This window comes from Butyrivibrio sp. AE2005 (assembly GCF_000686965.1).
Taxonomy (GTDB): domain Bacteria; phylum Bacillota; class Clostridia; order Lachnospirales; family Lachnospiraceae; genus Butyrivibrio; species Butyrivibrio hungatei_A.
On record NZ_JMMD01000005.1, the window covers coordinates 102511 to 126841 of the forward strand.

A 24331-nucleotide genomic window follows, 5' to 3' on the forward strand; every position below is an offset into this window, starting at 1 on the left:
GAAAAACGGCGACGTATAGTTATAATGGGGAGATAAATATTAACAGAGGATTAATGAAGAAAGGGATTGTTTTATACAGAAGGGAGTTTATATGAAAAAACAGATTGTTGGTTGCATTGCCATGGCGCTTGTGTTGACAGGGTGCATGGCCGGAAAGGATGTGGCATCTGATGATGTCATGGGAACTGCGGAGGTTTCTGCTATTGCAAGTACTGATGTGGCAGGAGAAAGTTCTTCTGAAGAAAGCTTGGGGGCATCAAAAAGTGATAGTGTGTCAAGCGAACCTTATGGTGTATATGCCAGAATAAACAAAGAGGAGCATTATGAGGGAAATGACGTATTTGAACGAGAGTTTATTTATGCTTTACATGAAGATGGAACAGGGCTTGTGCGTGGTAATGATGATTTTAGGATTACATGGGATGATAAAAATATATATTGGGAAGTTCCGACAGAGGAAGGCATTGAATCTCATGAATATAAACTTGAAGGGAATATCCTGAAAGTAAAAGAGGTTGACGGCTGGCAGGAATATACTAAAAAGCCCGGAGACGATCCGATAGAGAATGGCGATTTGGTTGAGTTTGCAGGAGTTTATAGTAAGATAGAAAATTCAGAAGCTGAAAAGGAAAATGCAAAGACGTATGGTGATATGTATTTTAGCTATGGAGGAATGATCGGAGGCGGAGAAGGTTATCCTCAGGTTTGGCCTGATAAGATTACCAAAAATGAAGATGGCTCATATCTTTGCGAATATGATAATTACGACTTTGAGTATACTATCTATCCCAAGGGTGTGATTGGTGAGAAAGAAGCAAGTGATCCGGAGCTTAAAGATAAGCTATATATTAAAGTGGCGATTAAAAAAGACGGTGAAACTAAGGATATTGTGTTTTACAGAAGCGCGCAATTTTGATATAGTACAAAATAAATATAAATTGTTAAAAAAATACTAATAAAATTCATTGCTGTGACTAGAGGGATGGAGTAATATAGGTTATTATTAAATTAACATTCTGAAAGGAAACGAGTAGATGAAAAAGAAGCTTATTTGCATTTTGGCACTTGCTATGGTAATGACCGGATGTTCATCCAAAAATGCAGAATCTGATGCGGAAAAAGAAGCTGCGCTTGAGACTATCAGAACAGGCGGAGAAAGCAGCTTTTCCGAAGAAGATGACCACACTATCACAATAGGTAGTGCAGATAATGCCGACGCTACAGAGAGCGAAATGGCAAACTAATTTTGAAGAGAACACTCGTAAATTACACATAGATATTTGAGTTATGATGATTGTGTTATAATTAACGTTATCGTAACTATTGCTTTGAGAGAAAGGAAATGAGGAGATGAAAAAAAGATTTCTAGGTATTTTAGCACTTGCGCTGGTGTTTACCGGGTGTTCTTTTAATATTCCGGGTTTGGATTCAGATACAGATACGGCCGGTAATCTGGATAGTTTATTTGCAAATGAAGAGGAAATTGATGCCGGATCGGACAGTGCGACAAAGAGCATGTCTTCTGCCGATAATGTAGCAGATGACAGTTCATCAAAGGCTGCTACCAAAGAGAGAAACGGCGCTCCCGGAAGTGACAACGTTGTGAGCGACAAACCTGTAGGTATTTTTTCAAGAGAATACACAGAGGAAATCGAAGGCCAAGAAGTAAAGCAGATCTGTTCTGTTACATTTAATGAAGATGGAACAGGAAGTTTTACACGCCAGGATACAGTAAAAATAACCTGGGCTGATGGCAAGATAACCACAGAAGGTGGCGAAACTTACGAATACGAGTTTAAACCTTCCACCGACGTCCTCAGAATCAAAGAAGAATTCGGATGGGAAGATTACTGCAAAAAGTGATCGAAAGGCATATCGCGATACCGCGGTATGCCTTTACTGTTTCGGGGATAGCAGCCCTTGGGGAGAGGGGTATTTGAGCTGCTTCTTCGCGTAGTTTCATGGGGAACCGAGATCCTTCCTGAAATTCTTTCGGCTCAAAACTCCATCCAATCCGCAGGGAATAGGGGGCTACAGGCTTATGTTTTTGAGCATTTCACGGGAGGCCACATTTTTATGGGGTTACGACCGCTTTTCCTGCGCATGTGGAGACGTTGTGTGAGTATCCCGATGCCTTTATAAGAAGTGTCATAGCCCGCATACGCGGGCGTATAAAAATAAACAAAGCCATCTCTGCAAGCTAAAAAAAGTTTGCGAGAGTGGCTTTGCTTATTTTTATAGCTGCAAAGCAGCGTATGACACTTCTTATAAAGGCATCGGGATGCGAGTTTAGTCGTAACATGCGCCATAATAGAAAAACGGTCGTAACCCCATAAAAATGTGAGCCGGAGTGATTGCGAAAAAACATAAGCCTGTAGCCCCCTATTCTCTGCGGATTGGATGTCAAACAAGAGCCTCAAAGCAGAATTTCAGGAAGGATCTCGGTTCCCCATGAAACTTTACGCTCTCGCGCAATGCTCAAATATCCCTCTCCCCAAGGGCTGCTATCCCCGAAACTGTGGCGGCAAAGGCTTTGGTTGTTAATGCTCACTCAGAGGTGTACAATATATAGTGTATATATAAATTAAATAACAAGCAGTGATGCGTGGATATTCATTATGAAGGAATTTTTGAGGGGGCGAAAATGAGTAGTAATGAAAAGGCCGGAAACAGCTTTATGCTTAAGATCTGTACGTTTATCGTGGATAAGCGTAATCTTTTTTTCTTGATATATGCGATCGTGTGCATATTTTCTGTGATATCGAGGGGCTGGGTAGGTGTAGAGAATAAGCTGCCCAAGTATCTTCCGAAAACTTCAGAGACGTATAGGGGACTTGAACTAATGGAGGAGCAGTTTACGACTTACGGCTCCGCTAAAGTGATGGTTGCGAACATATCATATGACCAGGCACTTCTGATACAGGAGGATGTTGAGAAAATATCGGGAGTTTTCTCGGCGGAAATTGATGATTCGGATGAGCACTATGCCAACGGGTCTGCGCTCTTTAATATTACCTTTGATTATGATGAGACCAATGATAAATGTCTTGAGCTACTTGATACGGTAAAAGAGTATTTTGAACCGTATGATTATTATTTGACCACGACGCTCGGCGATACGCAGTCTGAACTTATAGATCAGGAGATGAATGTCATCTCGGTTATCGTAGTTATTGTCGTTGTCTTGGTACTTGTGCTTACATCGCAGGCGTATGCCGAGGTTCCGATACTCCTTCTTACATTCGGAAGTGCGGCGCTTGTTCAGATGGGCACGAACTTCCTTCTTGGCACTATTTCTTTTGTCTCCAATTCGGTTACGATAGTTCTTCAGCTTGCACTGTCAGTCGATTATGCGGTCATTTTCCTAAACAGATACAAAGAAGAGCATATGACGCTTGAGCCAAGAGAAGCGTGTATTGTGGCGCTCTCCAAATCAATTCCCGAGATAACGGGAAGTTCCCTGACTACGATTGGCGGCCTTGTTGCCATGCTGTTCATGCAGTTTGGTATCGGTGCGGATATGGGTACGGTTCTTATTAAAGCAATCATTCTCAGCCTTTTATCGGTATTTCTTTTGATGCCGGGAATTATCATGGTATTTGCGGGACTCCTTGAAAAGACTAAGCACAAAAATTTCATTCCTCAGATTCCTTTTGTGGGCAAGTTTGCGTATAAAACAAGATATATCATTGCGCCGCTCTTCGTTGTGCTGATAATTGTCGCAAACAGGGTTTCTGCAAAAACCCCGTATGTATACGGCTATTCACAGATTACGCCTCCCCTTACCAACGCTGTTCAGAAGGCAGAGAATATCCAGAAGGAGAATTTTGCGTCGGATAACATGATGGCTCTTGTTTTTCCGTCAGGTGATTATGACAGGGAAAAGAGACTGATAGATGAGATCCTTTTGGAGGATGATGTTACGTCTGTTACGGGCCTTGCAAATACTGAGGCGATGAACGGCTACACATTGACGGAGAAGCTTACGCCGAGGCAGTTTTCGGAACTTTTAAATATCGACTACGAGGTGGCTGAGCTTGTTTACGCCGCATACGCCGTTAATGACGAGGACTATGCCAAAGCGGTCAACGGTCTTGCCAATTACAAGGTGCCGCTGATTGACATGTTCATGTTTGTGTATAAAGAAATCAAAGAGGGCTACGTCACTCTTGATGACGAGCTGATGAAAAAGCTCGAAGATGCAAACAGGATGATGAACTTTGCGAAGAAACAGCTTGAGAGCGACGAATACTCAAGAATACTTATTTATGTGGATCTTCCTCAGGAGTCGGATGAGACTTTTGATTTTATAGAAAAGCTCCACAGAATAACGGAGAAATATTACGCCGCGAGCAAGATCTATGTGGTGGGAGAATCTGTCAGCCAGTACGATCTTAAGAAGTGCTTTTCAAGGGATAACACGGTGACCGGAGTTATTTCGATACTTGCGGTTCTTGTGGTGCTTCTTTTCACATTCAAATCTGCAGGTATGCCGGTTTTACTTATTGCGGTCATTCAGGGATGTATCTGGATCAACTTTTCGATACCCGCCATCCGGCATGACAATCTCTTTTTCCTCGGATACCTGATAGTAAGCTCCATTCAGATGGGCGCGAATATCGACTATGCCATCGTTATCGCGGGCAGGTACACGGAGCTTAGAGAGAGCATGGGCAAAAGAGATGCGATCATCGATACCATGAATCTTTCATTTCCAACGATCATCACATCGGGAACGATGCTTGCCGTTGCGGGAACACTTATAGGAAATATGACGTCGGACTGCGCGATATACGGTATCGGAAAATGTCTTGGCCGCGGAACTATAATTTCCATTCTTGTCACGATGTTTGTTCTTCCGCAGATACTTCTTGTGGGTGACAGAGTAATAGAGCTCACGGCGTTTGTTATGAATATGCCGCTAAGGCTCAAGCAAAGAACCGGAACCATGCGTATTGACGGATTTATAAGAGGCCGCGTTGAAGGTAATGTGACAGGTGTCATTCACGCCGTTGTAAAGGGCGATGTCAGTGCATATATCGAAAACGGCGATATCACTCCGATGGAGGATGAACCGATTGATGCGGAAGATATTGAATTCTATTACACGGAAGGGGAGGACATCTGATATGAAAAAAAGAGTGTGCATGCTTCTTCCGGGAATAGTTCTTTTTATCAATTCTGCTGTCTGTGTGTACGGAGAGACAGGAAATGACGGGCAGGAGATAATTACGACAGGCACGCAGACGGGAGCTTTGGAAGAGCAAAAAGATGTTGATGCGGATATAAAGGATGATATCGACTTACTCATTCCCGATGATATCGAGGAAATCAAGATCGGAAGCGCTGAAGAATTCCTTAAGTTTGCAGAAAGTTGCAGGCTTGATACATGGTCTGTAAACAAAAAAGTGATCTTATCCAAAGATATCTCGCTTGCAGATACTTCTTTTGCGGGAGTGCCGACGTTTGGCGGAGAATTTGACGGCTGCGGACATACGATAAGCGATTTTTCAGTAAAGAGTGACATGTCCTACGTGGCTCTTTTTTCCAATGTTCAAAAGACGGGCATTATTAGGAATCTGAACGTGAAAGGAACCGTGATTCCGACGGGGAAACAGGTTATAGTAGGCGGAATCGTTGCGGACAATCACGGGCTTTTGAGTAAGCTGTCATACGAAGGAGTTGTTTCGGGCGATGATTATGTCGGCGGGATTGCGGGCAAAAACGGGCTTGAGGGAAACATAAAGGATTGCACGGCTAAAGGATATATCAAAGGTGTTCATTTTACCGGCGGAATAGCGGGCGAGAACATGGGAAATATATCAGGCTGTGTCAATGAAAGTGCGGTAAATACAACAAATGTCGATTCGCAGATCACCATAGACAGCATGAATACGCTTAATAAAGTTCTTAATATAATAAAGAACGGTGATAAAGGCAGTGATGAAGCAAGTGCTGATATAACAAGCGTGGATATCGGCGGAATTGCCGGAACTTCCATCGGCATCATATCGGGTTGCACAAATAAAGGGCAGGTAGGTTACAAGCACGTCGGATACAACGTGGGAGGAATTGCCGGAAGACAGTCGGGATATGTGTCGAGCTGCATAAATAACGGCGTTATCCGAGGAAGAAAAGATGTCGGAGGAATTGTGGGGCAGGCCGAGCCGTATGTAACGGTCGACCTCAGCAGAGACGTCGCATACCAGCTCAACATAGCGATAAACGATCTCCATAACAAAGTTACAAAGACACTGAAGGACGTCAAATATCAGTCGAATACTATCACGAACAGATTGAATGTGATTCAGGAGTATACGGCGGGAGCCATTGAGGACGTCAGGTTTATTTCTAATGAAACGACGGATTTTGCAAACGGCGTGTCAGGCGCGACATCGGAAGCTTTTTCAAGAGTTCAGTATATTCTTGAAGAGTCTGCCAAGGACGATGGGCTTCTTGATAATGCCGATGATGCGATAGAGCATACTTCCGATGCGGTTTCAAGTCTTAAAGAAACGGTGAAGGATCTTGATTATGAACAGTATATGTCGGAAGAGGATAAAAAGAAATACGAAAAAGCCAAGGAAACACTTGAGAGTATTGCGAGTCAGTATGCAATCTTAAGTGAACCTGCTTATAAAGCTTATTACAATAAATTTATTGCAGATGCAAAGAATCCGTCGACGTCTGCAGCAGCTCTTTATCCGAATGCTTCGGATCTTGATTATAGCGGAACGTTTGGATCGTATAATCCTTTCACAGATTCGGATACCAAACTTGTTGAATCATACAATGTTCCCGGAGATTGGACACATTTATCCGATGGCAGGGCGTTTCCGGATAAAGAGGATGAGAATGATGTTAATCTGAGTAAGGATGCTTCAAACTATGCAACGGCGCAAGCTGATAATTATGCCAAGAATCATTATCAGAGCGGTGTGGACGGCGGGGAAGGAAGTTTCTTTTACACAAGAGATCTTGCGGATGCGAAAGCAGAAATTGAAAGTTTGACAAAGAAGTACATTCGCCTTATGGCAGAAGAGGCAAGAGGTGATGCTCTTGACGCCATGAGTTCTTTGGAAGAGGCAACGGATCATCTGGAAGAAGCCGGAGATCAGGCAAAAGGAATAGTTAGGAATATCGCGGGAAGGGGAGCGATTTCTTTTCCACAGTTCAGCACAGAGTATAAGGCACATACGGTATCGCTTGCCAACAATATGCAGGGGATGAACGACAACTTCGGGCTCCTTAACAACGAGATGAACAATGCGACGGGGGCAATCGTCGACGACCTTCAGTCTGTGGCGGATCAGTTCAATGTGATAATGAACCTGTATGCGGATGCAATTGACGGTGTTTTGGAAAAAGATTATTCGAATACATTTGAGGATGTGTCTTTGGAGGAGGCTCTTATCTGCACTGATGCGACGATAGACGGATGTATTAACTACGGGGAGGCTTATGGTGACATCGACACATCGGGCATTGCTGGAACGATGGCGATAGAATATGACTTTGATGCAGAGAGCGACATTACGGGAATTAAGGATGCAAAGCTCAATACCTCTTTTATCTCCAAATGCGTTCTGCGCGACAATAAGAACTACAATACCGCGGAAGGTGAAAAGAGCTATATAGGCGGTATCTGCGGACTTCAGGAGATGGGAACCATCATAAACTGCGCAAACTACGGAAATATGAAGTCCAATTCCGGCGAGTATGTCGGAGGCGTATGCGGAAGTTCTTTATCCTACATTGTAAGTTCAAGTTCAAAGGGAATACTTGACGGAATGTCTTATGTTGGCGGTATAGTGGGCGACGGCGCCAATATCAGGGATTGCAGGGCTTTGGTCGATATCAAAGACGCCAACAGTTGGTATGGTGCGATCGCGGGACACGTAAGCGATGAGGGCGAAGTCAGGGGCAACTACTTTGTGAGCGATACACTTGCGGGAATTGACAGGGTAAGCTACTCATTAAAGGCAGAACCCGTTTCGCATGACAGCAAGGAACTTCCGACTGATTTTGCGGATCTTACGGTTACTTACGAACTTGACGATGATGAAAACGGTGACGGAAAGACAATTGTCAAAAAGAGTAACAAGAAGTATGGCGATAAGCTTGATGAAAAGGGATATCCTATTGTTGAACCCAAGGACGGTTATTATGTTACATGGGATAAATCGTCGATAGATTCGGCTACTTCGGACCAGATCATAACCGCAAAGTATTGCAGATACAGGACAACAATTGCTGAAGAAGATAAAGAGCATGACGACGGCGAGGCTTATCAGAGTGAGCTTCTCGTCGACGGTAAGTTTAAGGCTGAGGACAAACTTGTGGTTGAAAGAAATGACTCTTTTGACGTAAAAAAATTCACCTCGGCAAAAGACTATGATGCGGAAACTCTTAAGAATTATACAACGCTCAAAGTCACCGTTCCCGATGACGGAGAGACTGTTCACACAGTTAGATATAAGCCTTTATCCAAGATAAATGACGCGCTTGGTAGTTTCGAGGTTTACCTCGTAAACGGCGAGGGAGAACGGCTCCTTACAAAGACAGGCGAGATGGGAGAGTACAGCACATACGATATCGAAGGCAATGAGTTTACTTTGAAAGTTAAGTTCCCCAAGGCTGGACTTGCGGTGTCTAAGTATAAGTACATGGTTATCGCAGCAATCGTAATCGGACTTGTATTTATCGCATTGCTTGTCATTGCGGCTATACGTGGCAGTAAGAAAGTACCGAAGATATTCAGGCGAATTGCAAGGAAACTTTCTAAGAGAATCGAAGGCAAAGAGCAGATCTTCTACGATGACAGTGAGGATGATAAGAAATAACATAAACCTGTAAAGAGTTGTAAAAAATGCATCTAACCTGTAAACAGTTGTACAAACTTGTAAAGAGTTGTAAAATGATATCAAACCTGTAAATAGTTGTAATGGAGATATAAATATCATGAAGAACCCTTTTACACATACACCGGGCAGAGTTGGAGATGCTAATATTGTCACAACTATCGAAGAAAAAGTGTATGATAATTTTAGATATCAGCAACCGTCAGAATGTGTATATAAGATAACCGGAATTCGAGGATCCGGCAAAACTGTAATATTTGGAAATATATTAAGACATTACAAGACTGCGGATATGAAAGCGGATGGATGGTTGGTTTATGACTTGTCATCTGCCAGAAGGCCTATAAATACGCTTATTTCATATCTTTTGCTTGAGTCTGAAGTAAAGAAAGTATTATTGTCAGAGAAGACCAATTTAAGTGTTTCGAAACCGATTGTTGGGATAAGCGCAGGGTTTGATTCTAAAACCGATATCGATGAGGAAGTTCGGCTTGAGCAACTTGTCGGAATACTCATAAAGGCAAAGAAGAAAATTATGATCGGGATAGATGATATCGCAAAGACAGATGAAATGGCGGAGTTCTGTTCAGTATATGCTAAGCTTATAAGAAATGTGATGGATGATGAAATTGCTGCTCCATGGCCTGTATATCTCATATGTTCCGGTGTATATCAGAATTTTTATGAACTCGGAGAAGTTCCGAATCTTACTTTCTTTAAGCGTGCAGTGGAACTAAAAACAGAGGCCTTCCCAATGCCTGCTATGGCTATAAAATATGAGGATAAGACGGGAATGGAAGAAGATATGGCTATTTCTTTTGCTAAAATGACAAAAGGATTTGCATATGCATATCAAGTGTTTGGAAGCGCGTATTTTGAGTATAAAGATAAAGGCGAAGAATATGTGGTAAAGCAGGCAAAAAGTGAGTTGTTTTCGCAATGCTACGAAAAAATCTGGAAAGAGCTGCCTGAAGGTGAACGTGAGATATTGAAGATAGTATCTTCAGGCCCAAAGAAACGTAAAGATGTTATTGCAGAGATGGATGGAAAGGGAAATTACCAGGTGAACAGCAACGCGCTTAAGAAAATGGGGCTTCTTGCAGATAGTGCACAGTCTTATGGAATTGCTGAAATCACCTTGCCTTTTTTTGGCGAATACATTCAAAAATATTGTTGATAGTGTTATTGTGAAAGAAAAAATATGACTTTTGAACCATTATCGGTAGCTCTTGATGAGAGCGGGATTAAGAGCTTCATCAAGCGCTACCATTTTAAAGCAAGTGAGAAAAAAGATATCGTGATGCTCTACAGGCAGCTTCACCCAAGAGTTCATGCAAGCTTTCATCATGTAATCGAGGGTGATACCGTCTATGTTGTCGTGACGCTCGGAGATGCGTTTGACAGCTTTCAGGACAGTTTTTTGCAAAGAGGCGAGATACAGAAAGCCTTTATAATAGACTGCCTCGGAACAGAAATGTTGTCACTTGCATATGAAGAAGTTGATAAAAAGATATTTGAAAAGACGGGCCTATATGTCGGAAGCTATGTATTTGCGGGAAGTGATAAGATGCCGATTGAAGAGCTTGCGGCGGTTATGGCTAAGCTTGGGCAGAAGATCGTAAAGTGCAATGAGTCTTTTGTTCTTGTTCCGAAAAAGAGTGTTGTGTTCTCGGCGAAGCTTCATAAGGAGAGAACCGAGAAGCATTCTGACTGCGCAAGTTGCAGCGCGGTGAGTTGTCCTATGAGGAAAGAACCGCAGAAGAAAAAGAGCGCGTCAAAGCAGGGAACTAAGCGCCAAAAGGGACTGATACATCTTTATACCGGAGAAGGGAAAGGTAAGACTACCGCTGCAATCGGACTTGCCGTGAGGGCAGCAGGTGCGGGCAGGAAGGTTGTCTTTTCACAATTCATGAAGGGAAGACAGACTTCCGAGTTAAACAGCCTTTCGCTTATTCCGGGAATTACGATTGTCAGAAGCGACAAGGAACTTGGATGGTTGCACCGCGATGATGACGAGCAGTGCGAGGCTTTTCGCGTTGTGCATAATGAAATCCTTGAAAAAATCTCGGAACTTATTCAGGCGGGAGAATGCGATGTTCTCATAATGGATGAGATTACTTACCCGTACAACTACGGAGTTATTGATAAAAAGAGGCTTGAAGAGTTGATAGATAATAAGCCGTCAGGTATGGAGATTGTCATGACGGGAAGAAATGCTGACGAGCTCCTTGCGGACAGGGCGGATTATATAACTTATATGGAAAAAATCCGTCATCCTTATGACAAGGGGATTGAAGCCAGAGAAGGGATAGAGTACTGATACGTTTAGCGAAGGGATATGCAGATTTTCTGTTTGTATTGATTCGCAAAGCAAAACGGTAGAGATATTGAAATATGAAAATTGACAGACAGAGAGTGAAGGAGCAGTTTGCTTCATATACAAGAAATTACGATCCTGAAGACACCAAGATAGCGCTTAAGATCGCGCATACATACAGAGTTGCCGACAACTGCGAACAGATTGCAAGGTCGATAGGACTTACGGACGAGGAGGTTGAATTTGCATGGCTTTCAGGCATGCTCCACGACATCGGAAGATTCGAGCAGGTCAAAAGATATAACACTTTCATTGACTCTGAGTCGGTAGATCATGCCGAGTTTGGAGCGGATCTTCTTTTCGGAGAAGAGGGCTTGATTTCTGATTACATCGATGACAGAGATTGGGATGCGATGCTGGAAATCGTAATAAGGCAGCACAATAAGTACAGGATGGATGAGACTATTTCGGGAAAGACACTTGTCTTTTGCAATATTCTGCGTGATGCCGATAAAGTTGATATTTTAAGGGTGAATATAGAGACTCCTATGGAGGAGATATACAACGTTACAGAGGAGGTGCTTCTTACGTCAGGAGTGTCTGAGAAAGTTATGGAGCAGGTCAGAGAGCGCCATGCGATCAACCGCGATATCATGGACTCGCCGGCGGAGCACCTTATAGGACACATCGCGCTTACGTTTGAACTTGTATATGAGAAGAGCCGTGAGCTTGCCAAAGAGCAGGGATACGTTCTTAAGATGTTCGAATTCCCCACAAGGAATGAGAGTACGAAGAGGGCACTCGCGGAGACCAGGACCCTTCTCGAAGACTGGCTTGGCAAGAATTGAGTTATTGGCCGGGCTGGCTGTTGTTGCAGTGATAAAAACAAGTTTCCACGTTCCAGGTTTTCAAGGAAGTAGCAGTAATGATACAAAACTTACGTGAGTTGTCACGGTTTTTGACGGAATCTCTCGTAGGATATTTTCTCTGATAGGACAAGTCTACGTGAGTAACTCCGATTTTCTGCAACATTGCACGTAAAAAGCTTTCGATTTCTGGCAATATTTACGTGAGTTGCTTTGAATTTCACAGAGGCTCACGTAGAAGCTTCTGAATTATCGATGGAATTTTACGTGTTTATTTTTGATTATTAGAATGGCCGCACGTAGGACGTGGCCTTCGGGTTTTTGGCATCGCGGGAGTTGACAATAGAAAATAACGTGTTATAGTTGTAGTAGAACAACTAGAATTATGAAAAATAGTTCCGAAATTTGCGAATAATTATCGGAACTTCCTTGTAAGTGTGCGTTACATGAGGAGGGAATTATGAATATCCAGAAGTTTACACAAAAGTCCATAGAGGCTGTGAGCGGATGCGAGAAGATTGCGGTTGAATACGGCAATCAGGAGATAGAACAGGAACATCTTCTCTATGCCCTTATGACAATAGAAGATAGTCTTATTTCAAGACTTGTGGAAAAGATGGGCGTTGATACTGCATCTTTTATCACAAGGATTGAACAGGGAATCGGCAAGAGAACCAAAGTGCAGGGCGGACAGCCATATATAGGCGCGCAGCTTAATAAAGCTCTTTTATCCGCTGAGGACGAGGCCAAGGCGCTCGGAGATTCGTACGTTTCTGTCGAGCATATTTTTCTGGCTCTTTTAAAGCATCCAAATAAAGAGGTAAAAGAGATCTTTGCTCAATTTGGAATCGACAGGAACAGATTTCTTCAGGTTCTGTCGGAGGTAAGGGGTAACAGGAATGTTACGACCGACAATCCCGAGGCAACATACGATACGCTCAGCAAATACGGCACGGAGCTTGTCGAGAAGGCAAAGCAGCAAAAGCTGGATCCCGTTATCGGACGTGATACCGAGATTCGAAACGTAATAAGGATTCTTTCAAGAAAGAGCAAGAACAATCCCGTTCTCATAGGTGAACCGGGTGTCGGTAAGACTGCGGTCGTTGAGGCGCTTGCGCAGCGAATTGCGAGCGGGGATGTGCCTTCTGCTCTTAAGGATAAAAAGATCTTTTCACTCGACATGGGAGCTCTTGTTGCGGGAGCTAAGTACAGAGGCGAGTTTGAAGAGAGACTTAAGGCTGTACTTGAGGATGTAAAAGGGTCTGACGGAGAGATAATTCTTTTCATCGATGAGCTTCATTTGATAGTCGGCGCAGGTAAGACTGACGGTGCAATGGATGCGGGCAACATGCTTAAGCCCATGCTTGCAAGAGGCGAGCTGCACTGCATAGGTGCGACAACTCTTAATGAGTACAGGCAGTATATTGAGAAGGATGCGGCTCTTGAGAGGCGTTTTCAGCCTGTCATGGTGGATGAGCCCACGGTTGAAGATACGATCAGTATTCTGCGCGGATTGAAGGAGAGATATGAAGTCTTCCACGGCGTTAAGATTATGGACAGCGCGCTTGTAAGTGCGGCGGTTCTTTCAAACAGATATATTTCGGACCGTTTCCTTCCCGATAAGGCAATCGACCTTGTGGATGAGGCGTGCGCTCTGATAAAGACCGAGATGGATTCTATGCCTGCAGAGCTTGATGAGCTTAACCGCAAGATCATGCAGATGCAGATTGAGGAAGCGGCACTTAAGAAAGAGGATGATTCTCTTAGTGCAGAGAGACTTGCCAATTTGCAAAAAGAGCTCGCAGATCTAAAGGAAGATTTTGATACCAGAAAGGCTCAGTGGGAGAATGAAAAGCAGGCAGTTGACAGACTTGCCGCCATGCGTGAGCAGATAGATACGATCAATTCCGAGATTGCAATCGCACAGAGAAACGGTGATTACGAGAAGGCCGGAGAACTTCAGTACGGTAAGCTTCCTGCTCTTAAGAAAGAACTTGAAGAAGCGGAGGAACTTGCACATCAAAAAGAAGCAGACACAACGCTTGTTCATGAGAGAGTTTCAGATGAAGAAATCGCGGGAATCATCAGCAGATGGACGGGAATTCCTGTAAATAAGCTGACTGAGAGTGAGAGAAACAAGACACTTCATCTTGCGGATGAACTCCATCAGAGAGTTATCGGACAGAATGATGCGGTAACACTTGTTTCAGAAGCGATAATGAGATCAAAAGCGGGAATAAAAGATCCCGGAAAGCCCATAGGATCGTTTCTTTTCCTCGGACCTACAGGTGTCGGAAAGACAGAGCTTGCAAAGAGTCTTGCTCAGGCACTTTTTGACGATGAGAACAACATGGTCCGTATCGATATGAGTGAGTACATGGAGAAGTACAGCGTGTCACGTCTTATCGGTGCGCCTCCCGGATACGTTGGTTACGAGGAGGGCGGTCAGCTCACGGAAGCAGTGAGAAGAAAACCTTATGCGGTAGTTCTTTTTGATGAGATTGAGAAAGCGCATCCCGATGTGTTCAATATCCTGCTGCAGGTTCTGGACGACGGACGAATTACTGATTCTCAGGGCAGAACCGTAGACTTTAAGAACACGATTCTTATCATGACTTCAAATATAGGCGCGCAGTATCTTCTTGACGGAATAGACGGCGCCGGAAATATCAGCGAAGAAGCACAAAAAGCGACGATGGAGGACTTAAGAAGCCACTTTAGACCTGAGTTCCTCAACAGACTTGATGAGACTATCATGTTCAAGCCTCTTACAAAAGATAACATCGGCGGAATCATCAAACTTATCGTTGATGATCTCAACAGCAGACTTTCAGAGCGCGAGATCTCGATAAGACTGACTGATGCGGCGCAGAACTATATAATTGATGAGGCATACGATCCGATCTACGGCGCGAGACCTCTTAAGAGATATGTCCAAAAGTACGTAGAAACCCTGTCAGCCAAACTCATCCTTGAAGACAGAGTAAAACCTCACGACACCATCGAATTTGATGTGCAAGGCGGCGAACTTATCGCTTCGGCGAAACACTGATGCAAGGAACTGCAGTCCGGCTATAAGGGAAGTTCTCTTGCTATTACATATGTTGATATTCAAGGCATAAAAAAAGATACGCTTTTCATTCTTTGCTCCAAAACTCGCCCATAAATGGGCTCAAACAGTTGGAGCAAAAACAGAATGAAAAGCGCATCTTTTTTATTGCTCTTGAATATGGCAACATATGTAAATGCTGCGAAAACTCCCCTTATAGCAGGACTGTGGTTTTTGATTTATCTATTTAATGATAGCGGCATAACCCAGATAGATTTTGCGGAAGATAGAAGATTTATCTGTGGATTTAAGGTCTGTTTATGTAAAAAAGCGATGAAACCCAGATAGACTTTATGGAAGATAGAAGATTTATCTGTGGATTTAAGGTCTGTTCATGTAAAAAAAGCGATGGAACCCAGATGGATTTTGCGGAAGATAGAAGATTTATCTGTGGATTTAAGGTCTGTTTATAGAAAAAGAGCATGAAATTCCAGATAAGCTGGGCATAAGTTGCTTTTCTTATCTGTATTTTTGCGATATGGGTTGAAAAAAATAGCCCAAAATCGCAGATAAAAAAGGATAAATGATAAGTTTATCTGGAAAATAGGCAAAATATATCCAATCGCTACAGAGCAGTTCTAATACACTTAGCAATGGCAACTGATAAAAATCTATGCATTCTTGAACATGAAGTTCAAGAATGCATCAACCAAGCCAATTTGAATCGACTTCGTCGATAGGGCTTGGCTGACTCCTGATTCATGTTCTCACAAAATCCGCAGCAAGTGCGGATTTCTGTAATTTCATTTAAGATGTCATGCAAATTGATTTCTTCCGGAATCATACTTATATCCGATTCCTTCGAGCTTGCCTATGATTTCGGCAAGCTCTTCATTATTAATTTCAAGATCGTCGCAGAGAGCGTCAAGGTTGGAATAGTTGTCGCGTAGTTTCATATTCATATAACTTAATAGCATAACAGGATCTTTCGGTAACATAGTGAACCTCCCGGAGAATGTGCTTTCGCACTGTTAATAGTATTAATTACATGATACGATATTTGAGTTTGAAAACAAGATGCAACATGGCAAGGAGACGAAATATGTTTAGAAGAGAGAAACTAATATTGGCAGCAACGGTGTGTTTTTTGCTTACTGCCTGTGGAGAGGCTAAGGCTGATGCAGAGAAGATTTTAGAAAAGACAAAGGTAGGCAACGAATTATTTACTGATGAAAAAGAACAAGGTGATAGTAGTGTTTCAACTTCGATAGAGGGTGAGTCTGACGGTGAATCATCTGCTATTGCAGATACTACGAGTGATGATGCGGCTCTTGATAGTGAATCATCTTCTTTTTCAGATACTGCAATCAATAGTACGGCTTCCGACAGTGAGACAATAGCTTTATATGGAAAAGAAGGTTCTGCTGACGAGATGTATGATGCATATAAAAAAGCACTCAGAGATTTTGTGGCAAAAGGGAAATGGCTGTGTGAGGAAGAAGAGAATTATATGCATGATATAGATTCATATTCAGATAGTTTTGTTGCAGATTTTAGTGTGTTTGATCTTGACGGAGATGGGTATGATGAATTGATTTTCAGATATAATGCTAGCATTTCTGCCTCTAAGTATGAACAAGTTATTGGATATGATTTTACAAAACATGAATTATATGAAGAATATCATGGATATTATGGGCTTGAATTTTATGAGAACGGTGCTATTGAAGACGGCCTGTCTCATGGTGCTCTGTATACAGGTGATTTTTGGCCTTATAATTTATATGTGTTTAACAAAAATACAGGCAAATATGACAGGGCCGGTTATGCTGAGGCATTATGGTCTGAAGCTTGGCCATCAGATGAAACATCATTTCTCTCAAATGTGGATAAAGACGGAAATGGTTATGTCTATTTTATTGATTCTCATTATTCTAGTGATAATTTGAAATTTGCAGTAGATGATGATAAATATCAGGCGTGGCTTAAGTGCTATACAAATGGAACTGAGAAATTGGATATTGATTATCACGATTTAACCGAGGAAGAGATATCAAAAATCGGGAAATAATGATAAATCGTCCACCTAAAAATTATGCATTCTTGAACATCAATAATGCATAATTCAGCACATTATGTTGAAAGTGCCTATTTTGTTGGTGTATAATTTAATGTGATATAAGAGTTTATTTTATTTGATTATATCTGATATATTAGCTTTCCTGTTTTGTGTACTTTAATCATATAAGCGGGAAAATTAAGTGATTATTACTGAAAGCGAATGATATGCAAAAATCAATCGATATTCATTGTCATATAATGCCGGGGGTGGATGATGGCTCAAGGGATATTGAGACAAGTCTTAAGATGCTTAAGATTGCGGAAAAGAATGGGATAACTCATGTTATACTTACGCCGCATCATAAGCCCATGCACCATAATGTGAGCCCTTTGCATAACAGAAGTTATACGGAACAGCTCCGGCAGGAAGCATCCAAACTTGGAATAAATATCAGTCTGTATCCCGGGAATGAAGTATATTACAGCGATGAGACTCAAGAAGAACTTGAAAACGGCAAGATAACAACACTTGCAGATTCTGAGTATGTACTTGTGGAGTTTCATCCGACCAATACTTTTAAAGCAATACACAATGCGGTATACAGGATCCAGTGTGCCGGATATATGCCGATAATAGCTCATGTTGAACGATACAGCGATGTTGTTTCACATCCTTCTTATGTGGAAGAACTTCGTGATATGGGATGCTACATCCAGGTTAATTCATCAAGTATTATGGGCAAGTACGGCTTTGGAATAGGTCTTTTTACCAAAAAGCTTCTCAAAAAGGGGCTGGTACACTTCGTTGCGACCGATGCTCACGATACGGCAAAGAGAGCGCCTGATATTCTTGATTGCAGAAACTTTGTGGACAGGAAATTTGGGGAGGAATACGGGAGAAAGATTTTTTATGATAATCCCATGAGTGTCATAAATAATGAGGTTATCTGAGGGAATACGGATGTAATCGACGGTTCCCTTAATATGAAAAAATGTTTGTTGGAGTAATTGATGGATAAAAGAGACGACATCGTTGAAATTAATCTTGGGGAACTTTTTTCAATCCTTTTAGGGAGAGCGTTTCTCATAATCAGCGCAGGATTGTTTTTTGCCCTGGTAGGACTGTTTGTGAGTAAATTTGTTATTCATCCCGTTTTTGAATCTACGACCAAGATTTACATACTTAACAAAGAGGAAAATCAGACGGTGACATATTCCGATGTGCAGATATCTACGCAGCTTACTTCGGATTATGCGGAACTTATAAAGAGCAGATATGTATTGGAAGAAGCAATACAGAGGCTCAATCTTGTTGACACAACCTATGAGGACCTTGCAAAAGTAGTCAAGGTTGATACACCTTCCGACACCAGAATCGTTGCCATTACAGCAAAGGACGAAGATCCGCTTATGGCAATGGAGATTGCAAACTGTATCAGAGAAGTTTCAAGTGAACACATTACAAATGTTATGGATATAGATGCCATCAATGTTGCGGAGACGGCCAATGTTCCTACTAAAAAAGCGAGCCCGAGCGTCTTTAGATGGACGATAGTTTCGGGATTTGCGGGAACGGTTATCGTGGCGTTTTTCGTAGTACTGGGATTCCTTATGGATGACACCATTAAGAGTAACGACGATGTTGAGAGATATCTTGGACTCAGCACTATCGGACTTATCCCTCTTTCTTCAGATGAACAGGGAAAAAAGAAATCAAAAAAATAAAAAAATAGAATGGAGATTTTATGCAGACCGCAAAACTTCATTTCAGTCAGGCAGAAAATAATTATCAGGTAAAAGAAGCATATAAGACACTTCGAAGTAACGTAGAGTTCAGTGGACAGAACGTGAGAGTCATCTCTGTTACAAGCTGTACTCCGGGTGAGGGAAAAACAACAGTTGCTATGGCGCTTGCGAGGGCATTTGCCGAGGCGGGCAAGAAGACAATTCTTGTCGATGCCGATATGCGTAAGTCTGTCCTTGTAGGAAGATACAGGACAGGTTCTGTAAGGCTCGGCCTTACGCATTGTCTTGTCGGAAGAGAACGCCTATCAAGTGTTATTTGTGAAACGGATACACCAAACCTCTACGTAATATTCAGCGGCCCTGTTCCACCGAATCCCAGTGAACTTCTGGGCGGCAGGATATTTGCCAAGGCACTTGAGAATATGAAACAGGTCTTTGATTACATAATCGTTGATACGCCTCCTCTCGGAAGCGTTATCGATGCGGCTGTCGTTGCCAAGCAGTGCGACGGAACAGTTATGGTAATTGAGAGCAATTCAATAAGCTACAGATTTGCGCAGAGGGTAAAAGACCAGCTTGACAAGGCGGGGGCAAAGATGCTCGGAGTTGTCCTTAACAAGGTTGATATAAACGGCAAAGGCTATTACGGCCATTACGGTCATTACTACGGCAAATATTACGGTAAGTATTACGGCAAGTATTATGGCAAGTACGGAGAAGGCGAAGCTATGCAGGTGACTCGTCCAAAGACGCAGGAAACTGTTCCGGAGCCTGATGATGACGATCTTGACGAGCTTAATTACCTTGCCGGAGTTACCAGAAAAGACAGATAAGAATTATTACTATCGGCAGCAAAAAGGCTGCATGCAGCACATTCGGAGGAAGAAGTGAGAGGAAATATACTCGGTATATTTTTTACCATATTGAGCGGAGTGATGATCGCTCTTATAGTTTTGGCATACGGAAGGAGCGACAAGATGGCTCCCGAGTTCAGGTTTTCGGCACTTGATCTTATTTATGATTCAGAGACAAAAGACAAAGATCTTATAGTAGGGATCAATGCATATGATGCCAAGGACGGTGACATCACGGACAGAATAGTTGTTGAGAAGGTGGTTCTTAACAAAGATGCGGAAACAGCGGTAGTTTACTATGCAGTGGCCGATCACAGCGGAAACGTAACAAAACAGTCGAGAGTTTTTCCGGCAAATATTGCTGATATAGAATTTAACGGTGATTCCTCTGATAAGATAGAGGACGGTGTGCACCCCAAGCTTTCTTTTGAAGACGGGGACAGCACGACAGCGGCATCATCAGCCGACAGTGAAGAAGAAACAAACGGTAACTAGGAGTCAAGGATGAGGGGAAAAGGAAAGATTTTTCTCATTATATGGGCAGTGCTTATGACGATTGTATCGGGGGCGCTACTTGGATTTGAAATAATGAGAGGTTTCGGAAGAGCAAATCTTGATTCGAAATCGGCAACAACAGCACCTGTGATGGCGAAGTCTGCTCTTTATGAGGGCAATACAACAGGCAGTACCAAGTGGCAGGACGACTGGATCAGATATAACGGTGCTGTTTATGATTACAATGAAGATATAATCACTTTTTTGATAATGGGTATCGACAAGGACGATGAGATCGTTACCAAGGTGGCAGAGGGAACTGACGGAGGCCAGGCGGATGCATTGTTTTTGCTTGCTCTTAACCCGCACACTCAGTCAATCAGCATTATCGGCATCAACAGAAATACAATGACCGATGTCGATGTTTACGATGAGTATGGAAGATATCAGACAACCGCTAAGGCTCAGGTTTCGTTGCAGCATGGATTTGGCGATGGAATGGAAGAGTCCTGTGAGTATCAGGTGAAGGCAGTGTCGAATCTTTTTCACCAACTTCCGATTCACGGATATGCGGCTATAAATATGAGTGCGATTCCTACGATAAACGATCAGGTAGGCGGCGTGGACGTTGTTGTACTTGAGGATCTTACCAAGTTTGATAAAAAGCTTAAAAAAGGCGCAAGGGTTCATCTTGAGGGAGAGACGGCATTTCACTATGTGAAGAGCAGAGATATTTATATTCCCAATTCGAACGGCTCAAGACTTGAGAGACAGCGCCAGTACATAAATTCTTTTATTAATTCTGCAAGGACTATGTGCAGGGAGAATAATAACGCGGCGGTTGAACTGTTTACCTCTATCGGAGACAAGATGGTAACAAATATTTCTGCCGATGAGATTTCTTATCTGGCTCCGTATCTGGTTTCATACAAGTTTGATATGGACGATATCGTGACGATTGACGGAGAGACTACAAAAAACGGCAAGTATGAAGAATTTTATGCGGATGAAGATAGTCTGTATGAAGCTATAGTAAATGTTTTTTATGAAAAAATTGATGACGCAAACTAATGTAAGGTATAAAATAAGACGATATATAGATAAGACAGCCGTAAAAGGATTACTTTTTCTGCTGATTGTATTTTCACTTACCGGATGTTCCCAAAAAGCTGGGAATGCCGTAGGAAGAACAGGGTATGAATCAAGTACTTTGCCTACCGATACGGAAAGCGGATTTGACAGTGTTAAAAGAATGAATTCCGACGCTTTTGCGTGGCTGTACATTCCCGACACGAATATCAACTATCCGATACTTCAAAATGCCGAAGGGGATGACACTTTTTATCAAGGGCATAACGAGTTAAAAGAGCCTGATGCAGAAGGCGCCATATATATTGAGGCTGCCAATCTGAATGATATGTGTGACTTTAACGAAGTTATCCACGGGGCGTCACCTGCGGATGGCAACAGGTTTGCAGAGCTTAATAATTTTTTGGACAAAGCTTATTTTGATGAGCATCAATATGCATACGTATATATGGAGGACAACTCCCTTACATATTATATAATCGCCGCTTATACGCGCGATAATACAAGGCTCCTTGAGCAATACGATTTTTCGTACGCTTCGGGATGCTCTGAGTTTATTGACGAGATATATAATAACGGCGACGCGAATAAGATTATAAGGGAAGGCTGCGAAACGGGGCTTTCTCCCGAGCATTTTCTTATTACGCTTACTACAGACAGTACGGTAGAACCCGGAAGACAGACAGTTGTTGTTGGTTGTCTTGTCGGTGATGCGGCAGGGAAGATAAACCGCGAGATTGATTACGGAAATGAAGAATACTAATGCTTTGATATAAGGCTGAATAGTTGCAGATAAATCAGTAATGTTTAATAAAGGAACGGAGGCAAAAAAATTATGAAAAAGATTCTGGCACTTGCAGTTGCAGGTACACTTATGATGACAAGTTCCGTATGTGTATTTGCTACGGAGGGTATTGGTATTACCGAGGGGAATACAGACACAAATACAAGCGGGGGAAGTACTGCAATTCCAAGCAGACCGACGGTGGATTTACAGGAGCAGCTTAATACTGCCAATCAGAACATAGGAAGGCTTGAGTCTGAAAAAGAGAGGCAGGCAGAGGAAATTGCAAATCTTAAGGCTGAGCTTCAGTCTCAGAACGCTAGAAATGAAAGTACGATCAAGACTCTTCAGCAGCAGTTTGAAGCTTTCAGACAGGCACAGGAAAAGAATTATGAAACACTTTCAAACGAAAAAAATTCTCTTTCAAAGCAGCTTGCAAATACTCAGAAGAGCCTTAGTGACGCTGTAACGGCAAGAGATAAATATCAGGAAAAATATAAAAATGCAACAAAACACGGTAAGAACGAAGCTCCTTCAAGAGCTGCTCAGCTTAGCAGAAACAATGCGATAGGTGACGGATACGGCGGATATATTGCTCAGGGCGGACACGTTCAGATTAACGGAGGAAAGAGCAATGTGACATTTACACTCGCTGCTCCGACAGCAGGTGTTTTGAGCTCTGCAAATCAGTATGCAAGCAGTGTCGGTGGTACACTTCTTCACTGCGTAACAACAAGTTCACCCGGAGTTTCATTTAAGACTGCTACAGTAAACTTCACTGTTACGGGCGTATATGCGAACGATACTATCGCTGTATATCAGCTCCAGGGCAAAAACTGGGTTCAGGTACTTGTTTCATCCGTAACAGATAATCATGTAACCGTAAATCTTACACAGCACGGGCCTCTTGCATTTGTGAGAGTTGCTGCGGTTGCCACAGCAACACATTGATAAGATTTTGAAAAAGAATAAAAGATTTAAGGGCGCTTATGCAAAGAAAACTGCATATGCGCTTTTTAATAAATGGGGAATACGTTCAATGTGCAACGAGTTGCTATGCAACTCGTTGTTCTGTTATAATAGCGTTGCTGTGCATATGTATAAATGCGCATGGCAAGATGAGGAGAATACTATGAGTTGGGAAGAAAACGTACGTAAGGTTGTTCCGTATACACCCGGTGAGCAGCCCAAGATTAAGAATATAATCAAGCTTAATACAAATGAAAATCCTTATCCGCCGGCTCCTGCGGTTCAGGAGGCACTTAAGAATATGGATTCCGATAGTTTTAAGAAATATCCCGATCCGACATGTGATGTGCTTGTGGAAGCAATAGCTGATTTTTACGAGGTTGATAAGGAGAATGTCTTTGTCGGAGTTGGTTCCGATGATGTACTTGCAATGGCTTTTATGACGTTCTTTAATTCGGATAAGCCGGTTCTTTTCCCGGATATAACATATTCGTTCTATGATGTCTGGGCAGAGCTTTTCAGGATCCCTTACAAGCAGATCCCGTTACTTGATGATTTCTCTGTAAGGATTGAAGATTACTTTGGCGAGAACGGCGGTGTTGTTCTGGCTAATCCCAACGCACCGACGGGCGCACAGCTTCCGATTGATGCAGTTGAGGAAGTTATAAAAAGAAATCCCGACGTAGTTGTGATTGTTGATGAAGCCTATGCTGATTTCGGCGGACAGTCGGTGCTTCCTTTGATAGACAAGTATGATAACCTTTTGGTTGTTCAGACTTTTTCAAAGTCGCGTTCAATGGCAGGAATGAGAATAGGCTATGCATTTGGATGCAAGAAGCTTATCAAATACCTTCTTGACGTGAAATTTGCGTATAACTCATATACAATGAATATGCCTGCACTTGAGCTTGGTTCTCTTGCAATAAAGGACAGAGCTTACTTTGAGAAGACTGTGAGCATGATCATCAACACGAGAGAGCGCGTTAAGGCAGAACTTCGTGAGCTTGGATTTGAGTTTGCGGATTCCAAGACTAACTTTGTCTTTGCAAAGCACAAAGAGAAGTCGGGAAAAGAGATTTTTGATTACCTCAGGGCAAACAACATAATCGTAAGACGCTGGGATGCGCCCAGGATCAAGGATCACCTCAGAATATCAATCGGAACGGATGAGGAGATGGATATCCTTATTGCAAAGCTTAAAGAGTTTCTGGGATGAGATGTATTTTGTAGATTGATTTGA

The 24331-nt window shown here is 42.5% G+C and carries 19 protein-coding genes; 18 read left to right on the forward strand and 1 reads right to left on the reverse strand.

Features of this window, described 5'->3' with window-relative positions; all coding sequences use genetic code 11:
* Positions 1–91: 91 nt before the first annotated feature.
* From DL92_RS0106235 to clpB, 9 genes are all read left to right on the forward strand, one after another.
* A complete protein-coding gene (locus DL92_RS0106235) occupies positions 92–916 on the forward strand; it encodes a hypothetical protein (protein ID WP_026667209.1) in 825 nt (274 codons plus the stop codon).
* A gap of 118 nt (positions 917–1034) precedes the next feature.
* Positions 1035–1244, forward strand: a complete 210-nt coding sequence (locus DL92_RS0106240; RefSeq protein WP_026667210.1) for a hypothetical protein — start codon at positions 1035–1037, stop codon at positions 1242–1244.
* A 106-nt stretch (positions 1245–1350) separates the two neighbouring features.
* On the forward strand, positions 1351–1863 hold the full coding sequence (locus tag DL92_RS0106245) for a hypothetical protein (RefSeq protein WP_026656828.1): 513 nt from the start codon (positions 1351–1353) through the stop codon (positions 1861–1863).
* A gap of 781 nt (positions 1864–2644) precedes the next feature.
* Positions 2645–5128, forward strand: coding sequence for an efflux RND transporter permease subunit (locus tag DL92_RS18450; protein WP_034468586.1), 2484 nt, complete (start codon positions 2645–2647; stop codon positions 5126–5128).
* A 1-nt stretch (position 5129) separates the two neighbouring features.
* Positions 5130–8843 carry a GLUG motif-containing protein gene (locus tag DL92_RS0106255; protein WP_026667211.1) on the forward strand — a complete coding sequence of 1238 codons (3714 nt, stop codon included), beginning with the start codon at positions 5130–5132 and terminating at the stop codon, positions 8841–8843.
* A gap of 118 nt (positions 8844–8961) precedes the next feature.
* Positions 8962–10038: a hypothetical protein gene (locus tag DL92_RS0106260; RefSeq protein WP_026667212.1), complete on the forward strand. Its 1077-nt coding sequence runs from the start codon at positions 8962–8964 to the stop codon at positions 10036–10038.
* A gap of 24 nt (positions 10039–10062) precedes the next feature.
* On the forward strand, positions 10063–11181 hold the full coding sequence (locus tag DL92_RS21465; protein WP_242845837.1) for a cob(I)yrinic acid a,c-diamide adenosyltransferase: 1119 nt from the start codon (positions 10063–10065) through the stop codon (positions 11179–11181).
* A gap of 74 nt (positions 11182–11255) precedes the next feature.
* Positions 11256–12026, forward strand: a complete 771-nt coding sequence (locus tag DL92_RS0106270) for an HD domain-containing protein (protein WP_026667214.1) — start codon at positions 11256–11258, stop codon at positions 12024–12026.
* Between the two features lie 478 nt (positions 12027–12504).
* Positions 12505–15096: an ATP-dependent chaperone ClpB gene (clpB, locus tag DL92_RS0106275; protein ID WP_026656833.1), complete on the forward strand. Its 2592-nt coding sequence runs from the start codon at positions 12505–12507 to the stop codon at positions 15094–15096.
* 812 nt (positions 15097–15908) lie between these two features.
* Here clpB and DL92_RS0106285 read toward each other — a convergent pair.
* A complete protein-coding gene (locus DL92_RS0106285) occupies positions 15909–16091 on the reverse strand; it encodes a DUF4250 domain-containing protein (RefSeq protein WP_026667216.1) in 183 nt (60 codons plus the stop codon).
* 104 nt (positions 16092–16195) lie between these two features.
* Here DL92_RS0106285 and DL92_RS0106290 point away from each other — a divergent pair, with 104 nt between their 5' ends.
* The 9 genes from DL92_RS0106290 (at position 16196) to hisC (ending at position 24307) form a co-directional block, all read left to right on the forward strand.
* Positions 16196–17164, forward strand: coding sequence for a hypothetical protein (locus DL92_RS0106290; RefSeq protein ID WP_026667217.1), 969 nt, complete (start codon positions 16196–16198; stop codon positions 17162–17164).
* A 215-nt stretch (positions 17165–17379) separates the two neighbouring features.
* The gene (locus DL92_RS0106295) at positions 17380–18105 is read left to right on the forward strand and encodes a CpsB/CapC family capsule biosynthesis tyrosine phosphatase (RefSeq protein ID WP_026667218.1); all 726 of its coding nucleotides are present in this window, start codon (positions 17380–17382) and stop codon (positions 18103–18105) included.
* Positions 18106–18165: 60 nt separating this feature from the next.
* Positions 18166–18879: a YveK family protein gene (locus DL92_RS0106300; RefSeq protein WP_026667219.1), complete on the forward strand. Its 714-nt coding sequence runs from the start codon at positions 18166–18168 to the stop codon at positions 18877–18879.
* A gap of 20 nt (positions 18880–18899) precedes the next feature.
* Positions 18900–19733, forward strand: a complete 834-nt coding sequence (locus tag DL92_RS0106305; protein ID WP_026656840.1) for a polysaccharide biosynthesis tyrosine autokinase — start codon at positions 18900–18902, stop codon at positions 19731–19733.
* A gap of 54 nt (positions 19734–19787) precedes the next feature.
* Complete coding sequence (locus DL92_RS0106310; protein WP_026656841.1) at positions 19788–20249, forward strand: DUF5011/hyalin repeat domain-containing protein; 462 nt, start codon at positions 19788–19790, stop codon at positions 20247–20249.
* 9 nt (positions 20250–20258) lie between these two features.
* The gene (locus tag DL92_RS0106315; RefSeq protein WP_026656842.1) at positions 20259–21320 is read left to right on the forward strand and encodes an LCP family protein; all 1062 of its coding nucleotides are present in this window, start codon (positions 20259–20261) and stop codon (positions 21318–21320) included.
* Positions 21307–22101, forward strand: coding sequence for a class B sortase (locus DL92_RS20135; protein ID WP_197027239.1), 795 nt, complete (start codon positions 21307–21309; stop codon positions 22099–22101). The genes DL92_RS0106315 and DL92_RS20135 overlap by 14 nt, the downstream gene beginning before the upstream one ends.
* Positions 22102–22173: 72 nt before the next feature.
* The gene (locus DL92_RS0106325) at positions 22174–23073 is read left to right on the forward strand and encodes a hypothetical protein (RefSeq protein ID WP_026667220.1); all 900 of its coding nucleotides are present in this window, start codon (positions 22174–22176) and stop codon (positions 23071–23073) included.
* A gap of 181 nt (positions 23074–23254) precedes the next feature.
* Complete coding sequence (hisC, locus tag DL92_RS0106330; RefSeq protein WP_026667221.1) at positions 23255–24307, forward strand: histidinol-phosphate transaminase; 1053 nt, start codon at positions 23255–23257, stop codon at positions 24305–24307.
* Positions 24308–24331: the final 24 nt, after the last annotated feature.